Genomic DNA, 3,838 nt, shown 5'->3' on the forward strand with positions numbered 1-3,838 from the left:
CGGGGCCGCCCGCCCCCTTTGTTAAAACCCCCCCGGCCCCCTGCCGACAAACGTCGGCAGAGGCCCGGACGGCCTGAGCCGGATGTGGTGGCCAAGCGTGTGTCCTTTACTTGCCTGGAGGGTCGATGCCGACCGGCCTTAGTGTCTCCGTCCGTCGGCTGAGCACTTTCGCGCGCCCGGTGGCGCTGGTGACGGTCATGGCGGTCGCGTTCGCGACGCTGGTCGTGCTGGCGGCGTCGCGGCCGGCCCGCGCCACGCCGCCGCCGGAGTTCGAGCGAACGCTCATCGCGGAGGGGCTCGAGGAGCCGACCGCGTTCCGTCTCATGCCGGACGGGCGCATCTTCGTCGCGGAGAAGGCCGGCGCGATCAAGGTGATCGAGAACGGCCAGGTCGGCACCACTCCGGTGATCACGCTCATCACGCTGCCGAGTGACACCGACGCGGAGCGGGGCCTGCTCGGCATCGAGCCCGACCCGGACTTCGCCACGAACGGCTATCTGTACGTCTCGTACACGACGGCGGCGAACCACGACCGGCTGTCCCGCGTCACGGTGACCGGCAACGTCGCCGACCCCGCGAGCGAGGTCGTGCTGCTGGAGTCCGACCAGCTCGGCAATGTCTTCCACCATGGTGGCGAGGTCCGCTTCGGCCCGGACGGCAAGCTCTACTGGGCGATGGGGATGAACCTCTACAACCCCAACTCGCAGAACCTGGGCAACCTGCACGGCAAGATCATGCGGATCAACAAGGACGGCACGATCCCGACGGACAACCCGTTCTTCAACACGCCGGGCGCGCGCAAGGAGATCTGGGCCTACGGCCTGCGCAACCCGTTCCGCTTCGACTTCCTGCCGGACGGCCGGATCATCACCGGCGACGTCGGCGGTTCCCTCTATGAAGAGGTGGACATCATCGAGCGGGGCGGCAACTACGGCTGGCCGCTCGCCGAGGGCTACTGCGCCGAATGCCCCTACGTCAACCCGGTGTACACGTACGCGCACACGCCGGCGCCCGACAACGCGGGTTCGATCACCGCGATCATGCGGTATGAGGGCGACGCGTGGGGCGAGGAGTTCGACGGCGCGATCTTCTACGCCGACTACACCCTCAACTTCGTCAAGTACCTGCATTTCGACCACACCTACACGTCGTTCATCGAGGAGCACGAGTTCGATGACGACGCCGGCACACCCGTCCAGCTCAGCCAGGGCCCGGACGGCAGCATCTACCAGCTGAACATCTATCCCGGCGAGCTCTACAGGATCGGCCTGTCCGACGGCAACCGGGCGCCCGTCGCCGAGGCCTCGGCCAACCCGATCGCGGGCCTGGCGCCGCTGGACGTGAACTTCAGCTCGGCCGGCTCGGGAGACCCGGACGGCACCCCCGTCACCTATTCGTGGAACTTCGGGGACGGCGCGACGTCAACCGAGCAGAACCCGTCGCACCGGTACGTCACCAACGGTGAGTACGACGCGGTCCTGACGGTGAGCGACGGTGACAAATCGAGTACCTCGACGGTGACCATCACCGTCGGGAATCGATTGCCCACAGCCGTCATCACCGCGCCGACGGACCTGGCGAACTACAACGCCGGCGATGTCGTGACCTTCGGCGGCAACGGCACGGACCCGGAGGACGGCACACTGCCTGACTCGGCGTTCAGCTGGGACATCGTGTTCCATCACGCCGAGCACGTCCACCCGTTCCTCAACGACATCGACGGCGTGCGCGGCGGCACGTTCACGATTCCGCGGGCCGAGGACAACATCGCCTCGACCTGGTACGAGGTCCGGCTGACCGTGACGGACGCCGGCGGCCTGACCAGCACCACCTCGGTGAACATCCATCCGCGGCTGGTGACACTCACCTTCAACGCGAGCAACCCGGCGGTCCAGTACACCGTCGACGGCATCCCGCACACCGGTGAGTACACCGAGCAGGCGGTGGTGGGCGTGGAACGAGTACTCGGCGCGCCGTCACCGCAGTACGGCGGCGGGTTCCAGTACCAGTTCGGCAACTGGTCCGACGGCGGCGCCCAGTCGCACACGATCGTCACGCCCGCCACCAACGCGACGTACGTCGCCAACTACGTCCAGAGCCAGTTGCCGCCGTCTCCCTGGACGGAGCGTGACATCGGCTCGCGTACGGTCGCCGGCTACTCCTCGTACAACAACGGGACGTTCACCGTCCACGGCGCCGGCAACGACATCTGGGGAGACACGGACGAGTTCCACTACGTCCACCAGTCGTTCCGCGGCGACGGGGCCATCGTGGCCCGCGTCGCGTCGCAGGACAACACGGACGGCTGGGCGAAGTCCGGAATCATGATCAAGCAGTCGGCGGTCGAGGGCGCGCCGTACGTCCTGCTCGGGGTGACACCCGCGCACGGCATGACGTTCCAATACAACTTCAACGGCGACGGCGGCTCGAGGCCCTACACGTTCCCGAACGCCTGGATGAAGCTGGAACGGATCGGCAACCTGTTCAAGGCGTACACCTCGCCGAACGGGACGACGTGGACCCAGCTCGCGCAGACCTCGCTGGCGATGGGCAGTGACGTGACCGCCGGCCTGTTCGTGGTGTCCCACAACAACACGCTGAACCAGACCGTGTTCGGCGACGTCTCGATCACGTCGGCGCAGCCGGTCTGGACGAACGTGGACGTCGGAGCCCCCGCCCTGGCGGGTTCGTCCAGCCTCGCGAACGACGTGTGGACCGTCAACGGCGGCGGCAACGACATCTGGGCGGACGCCGACCAGTTCCAGTACAACTACCAGCCGTTGGTTGGTGACGGTCAGATCACCGCCCGGGTGAGAAGCCAGACGACCAGTTCGGACGGCTGGGCGAAGGCGGGAGTAATGATCAAGAGTGCGCCGACGGCCGGCGCGCCCTACGTCATGCTCGCGACCACGCCGCTGCATGGCCTCAACATGCAGTACAACTTCAACCAGAGCGTCGGCGGCGGTGGTTACGCCTTCCCGAACGCCTGGGTGCGGGTGAAACGCCAGGGCAACACCTTCACCACGTACCGGTCGACAGACGGGATCACCTGGGTGCTGGTGGGTTCCGCGACCGTGCCGATGGCGGCCGCCGTCACCGCCGGGCTCTTCGTGAACTCGCACAACGGCTCCGTCCTGGGCACCGCCACCTTCGACCATGTCGAGGTGGTCCAGAACTCCGGCCTGACGGCCCTGCCCAGCCCCTGGACCGGCGGTGACGTGGGGTCTCCCGGGCTGACCGGCTCGGCGACGCACTCGAACGGGGTCTTCACGATCAACGGCGCCGGCAACGACATCTGGCAGGACGCGGACCAGTTCCACTACGTCAGCCAGCCGTTGAACGGCGACGGGGAGATCATCGCCAGGGTCACCAGCCAGGAGGCCCAGACCAGCGAGTGGGCCAAGTCGGGAGTGATGATCAAGCAGGCCGCGGTGGGCGGCTCTCCGTACGCCCTGCTCGCGATCACGCCGGTGCACAACGCGGTGTTCCAGCACCAGTTCGTCAACGGCACCGACGCCGGGGTGTACTCGCTGCCGCACGCCTGGCTCCGGCTCACCCGGGTCGGCAACGTGATCACCGCCTACAAGTCGACCAACGGAACCGCGTGGACGCAGGTCGGCACGGCGACCATCGCCATGCCGACCAACATCACGATCGGGCTGTTCGTCACCTCGCACAACGGATCGCAGCTCAACACGTCCACCTTCGCGAATGTGACGGTCACCCCGTAGCGGGTGCCGAGCGCTGGCGCGGGCCCCCGCCCCCCCCGCCCCCGCCCCCCCCCCCCCGCCCGGCGCGGCCCCGCCCCCGGCCCCACCCCCCCCCCCCGCCGCGCGCC

Annotated in this window: 1 protein-coding gene; it reads left to right on the top strand. The window is 67.9% G+C overall.

Translation table 11 applies throughout. From position 1 onward, the window contains the following. Window positions 1-125: 125 nt before the first annotated feature. The gene (locus I6A81_RS40650; protein WP_203004839.1) at window positions 126-3,731 is read left to right on the top strand and encodes a PQQ-dependent sugar dehydrogenase; all 3,606 of its coding nucleotides are present in this window, start codon (window positions 126-128) and stop codon (window positions 3,729-3,731) included. Window positions 3,732-3,838 lie beyond the last annotated feature (107 nt).

The organism is Frankia nepalensis (assembly GCF_016786325.1).
In the GTDB taxonomy this organism is placed as follows: Bacteria; Actinomycetota; Actinomycetes; order Frankiales; family Frankiaceae; genus Pseudofrankia; species Pseudofrankia nepalensis.

What these genes read in the sequence shown, in the direction of transcription:
- I6A81_RS40650 (WP_203004839.1), top strand. Translation starts at nt 126, where the DNA reads ATGCCGACCGGCCTTAGTGTCTCCGTCCGTCGGCTGAGCACTTTCGCG.